This window comes from Acinetobacter sp. CIP 101966 (assembly GCF_000369725.1).
In the GTDB taxonomy this organism is placed as follows: Bacteria; Pseudomonadota; Gammaproteobacteria; order Pseudomonadales; family Moraxellaceae; genus Acinetobacter; species Acinetobacter lwoffii_Q.
The window spans coordinates 1-2313 of record NZ_KB850165.1; the positions used below are offsets into that span (position 1 = coordinate 1).

The window sequence follows — 2313 nt, forward strand, 5'->3', positions numbered from 1 at the left end:
TTTTGTGAGGCTGAAACGACCTTTGATTATATGCTTTCAACCCGAGCCTACATTGAGCAATACGGCAAGCCTTTAGCGTTTTATAGCGATAAACACTCGGTATTCCGAGTGAATCAGAAATCGAGCCAAGATAGCCAGATCACGCAATTTGGGCGGATTCTGAATGAGTTAAATATTGATATTATCTTCGCCAACTCACCCCAGGCCAAAGGCCGTGTGGAACGTGCCAATAGAACACTCCAGGATCGCCTGATCAAGGAAATGCGCCTAGAAGGTATCTGTTCAATTGCCGAGGCAAATGCCTGGCTGCCCTGCTTTATTGAGCATTTCAATCAGAAGTTTGCCAAGTGTGCGCGAAACTCAAAGAATTTACATCGGCCATTAACCGAATCTCATCTTGAACTGGATGATATTTTTACCTGGCAGGAACCGCGTAAGGTCACCAAGAATCTGACCCTGACCTATGACAAATGTATTTATCTGCTTGAACCGATAGAGCTGAATCATAAGCTTGTTGGGCAATATATTTCATTTCTGGAGTACCCGGATGGGACTGTGGCTCTCATGCACGAGGGACGAAAGCTCAACTACAGCATTTTCAATAAATTAGCTGGGCTACAGCAGAATGAGATCGTTGAGAATAAACGGTTAGGTACAGTTCTGGCACATATTCAGCAACAGCATGAAGAGTTGGAAAAACAGAATAAACGTTCCCGTCTCAAGAAAAGTATGCCGAGTCGTAAAGCTCAGAAAGCTGTTATTGAACAAAGAAAGTTAAATCCTGTGCTTGACTCTTGTGGTTAAAAACAGGACATTTTAAATGGTTTATCGCATAGACATTTTAATTGGGGAATAACATAGTAGTTTTTACGCGGAATTCCTAACGTATTCATCTTTTGTCTTATATCTTTATTTTTACCAATAGGTAAAATATATTCATAACTTACATCGAAAAGTAGGTAATTAAGAAAAAAATTACAGCGTTTTATAAGCCTTATAGTAACGGGAGAGACTATAGGGCTTTTTATTTATCTTAATATTCATATATCTATGATGAAGCCATGATACTCTGCGATATAAAAAACCGGCTTGAGAATAGACCGGTCTTTTATGATATTTGCTAAAATGCTCTTTTAAAATATAAAAAACTAAGCGTGTGTAGCACTGGGTCTAGGTGTTCTTTGGGCCTAGTTATTAGCGTTATTTAAATAAGTATAAGTCAATTTTTACCTAATGGATTTGCTTTTCAACTAGTTCCAATTTGTTTAATGCTTGCCCTTTTTTATGATCATTATTAATCTTTACAACTAGAGCTAAAATAAAAACCATCACTATAAAAACAAGTAAAATCAAATGCTTTTTCATCATTAATCCCTTCTTTTGATCTTTAAGAATGCCTTGTTCCTTTGTAAATAGATATGACATAAGGGAAGCACTGATACAAGCCTTTTTAAATGACTTTAGCAACTCGATAAACAGTTGCAACTCCACAATTCACTGCTTTGGCAATTTCTTCCTTAGTCATATTGCCAGCTGCTAGTAATTCTTTTATTCGTTTGTGCTTAGCCTCATTGGCTTTCTTACCTGTTGGCTTGTAACCCGAACGTGCCAAGCCCTGCTTAATACGTTCTATACGTTTCTCATTGTCTAGGCGAGCCATTGTTGCCAGGAGTTCAATCAACATATTATTAATGAGTTCTAGGATTGAATGAGTAATGGTGTCACTGGTTTGAATCATTTGGTAGGTAGTAGGAAGATCTGCCACAATTAATCGAAGTCCTTTCTCCTGAATCCTGCGCTTCAGCTCTTGAAAATCTCGTTGGGTTAGGCGTGATAAGCGGTCAATACTTTCAACTAACAAGGTGTCACCTTGATTTGCTTCTGACAGCAGCTTATTCAATTCAGGTCGGTCTAACTTCGTACCACTATAGTTTTCCACGTACACAATGGTTTCACCCAAATTCAAGTTTTGGTTTAGATCCTGAAGAATCTGCAAAGCCCTTTTTGCATCTTGATCTTTAGTTGAAGCTCGTAGATAAATACGTGTATTCATTTCTATCATTTAATCTTAATTCTATTAGATTAATGATAACAATATCATTTAATTATTGCATTAAGTCTAATGATAGATATTGTATGCGATTTGGCTCGCTATCATTCAGCTATACTCTTTTGATAAAAAAAGCATGACTAAAAGCCATGCCTTGGGTGTTATTCCCCAATTAAAATGTCTATGCGATAAACCATTTAAAATGTCCTGTTTTTAACCACAAGAGTCAAGCACAGGATTTAACTTTCTTTGTTCAATAACAG

General features: G+C 37.2%; 1 protein-coding gene and 1 pseudogene. One reads left to right on the plus strand and one right to left on the minus strand.

Going from position 1 to position 2313, the window contains the following annotated elements; translation table 11 throughout:
• Positions 1 to 804: pseudogene (locus F891_RS16565) on the plus strand (ISNCY-like element ISAba32 family transposase); the annotation flags it as partial.
• Positions 805 to 1450: 646 nt separating this feature from the next.
• On the opposite strand, the gene F891_RS16575 reads toward F891_RS16565, so the two are convergent.
• Positions 1451 to 2062, minus strand: coding sequence for a recombinase family protein (locus F891_RS16575; RefSeq protein ID WP_005264755.1), 612 nt, complete (start codon positions 2060 to 2062; stop codon positions 1451 to 1453).
• Between the last annotated feature and the right edge of the window lie 251 nt (positions 2063 to 2313).

Bases quoted from the DNA above. Each gene is read 5' to 3' on its own strand.
- F891_RS16575 (WP_005264755.1), bottom strand. From the start codon at position 2,062: ATGATAGAAATGAATACACGTATTTATCTACGAGCTTCAACTAAAGAT.